Here is a 1,365-nt window from a genome sequence, read left to right on the forward strand (position 1 = left end):
AAGGAGTGCATGCCTACCACGATCGCGCTGAAACTTTTGGTCAAAACCCACAATTCCGTGGTCAGTTTGATTTTGCTACTGCTAGAGCGGTGGCTAGATTAAACTTATTAGCAGAATTTTGTTTACCCCTAGTGAAAAAGGATGGCCAATTCTTAGCGATGAAAGCACAGCAATCTGATGATGAAATTGAGGAAGCAAAACATGCTATGGCTGTCTTAGGTGGTAAATTTGCCGAAGACATTCAATTTGACTTACCAGCTGAAGCTGGGGAGCGTCATATTTTACGGATTGAAAAACCAAAAGAAACACCAAATAAGTATCCGCGTAAACCAGGAAAGCCAGCGAAAAGTCCGCTATAAATAAAGTGATTAAAAGTATTTTATGTGATAATAGAATTATTTAAACAATATATAGGCTTTTTTGGTACAATGGTAAAGAATAAATGACATGAGAAGCATAATATTGCGAAAAATAGGCCAAACTATTTTGAATGAATGCGAAAGGAACGGAAACGCATTCCGTTCCTTTTTTATTGAAAATGATGTATACAACGCAGGGGGTTAGAAAATGGGTAAAGTAATCGCAGTCGCCAATCAAAAAGGTGGTGTCGGGAAGACAACAACAACTGTCAACTTAGCATCCGCACTTGCCTATCAAGGAAAGAACATTTTATTAATCGATAGTGATGCGCAAGGGAATGCGACGAGTGGTCTAGGGATTGCTAAAGGTTCTGTTGAAAACAGCATCTATGACGTGTTGATTAACGAAGTTGCCGTAAAAGATGCGGTAGTATCTTCGTCACGCGAGAACCTTTCTGTTGTACCGGCAACAATTTCATTGGCAGGGGCTGAGGTTGAACTTACAAGTATCGCCCACCGTGAACAAAAGATGAAAGAAGCCATTCAACCGATTAGAAATGACTATGACTATATCTTCATTGACTGTCCGCCTTCACTAGGTCACTTGACAATCAATGCCTTCACTAGTGCAGATTCCGTACTGATTCCAGTACAAAGTGAATACTATGCCCTAGAAGGATTAAGTCAATTATTGAACACAATCCAATTAGTTCAAAAACACTTCAATGCAGGGCTAAAAATTGAAGGTGTTTTAATGACAATGTATGATGCAAGAACAAACTTATCGAATGAAGTTGTAGAAGAAGTCCGGAAGTACTTTGGTCAAGCAGTGTATACGACCTTGATTCCGCGAAATGTGCGCTTGTCTGAAGCACCATCATATGGACAATCCATCATTGATTATGATATTCGTTCTCGTGGCGCTGAAGTGTATCTGGAATTGGCAAAGGAAGTGCTAGAAAATAATGGCGAAACAAACAAATAAGCATAATAAGGGACTTGGCCG

General features: G+C 39.7%; 2 protein-coding genes. Both read left to right on the plus strand.

The window, feature by feature from the left end:
* Nucleotides 1-359 (plus strand): 16S rRNA (guanine(527)-N(7))-methyltransferase RsmG (locus ACRCJ0_RS14200; RefSeq protein WP_431390872.1); only part of this gene is annotated, 359 nt, incomplete at its 5' end.
* Between the two features lie 208 nt (nt 360-567).
* Nucleotides 568-1,344: a ParA family protein gene (locus ACRCJ0_RS14205; protein WP_016897179.1), complete on the plus strand. Its 777-nt coding sequence runs from the start codon at nt 568-570 to the stop codon at nt 1,342-1,344.
* Nucleotides 1,345-1,365: the final 21 nt, after the last annotated feature.

It is taken from the genome of Aerococcus sp. L_32, from assembly GCF_050689315.1.

Excerpts from the sequence above, each read along its gene's own strand:
- ACRCJ0_RS14205 (WP_016897179.1), top strand. The coding sequence starts at position 568 with ATGGGTAAAGTAATCGCAGTCGCCAATCAAAAAGGTGGTGTCGGGAAG.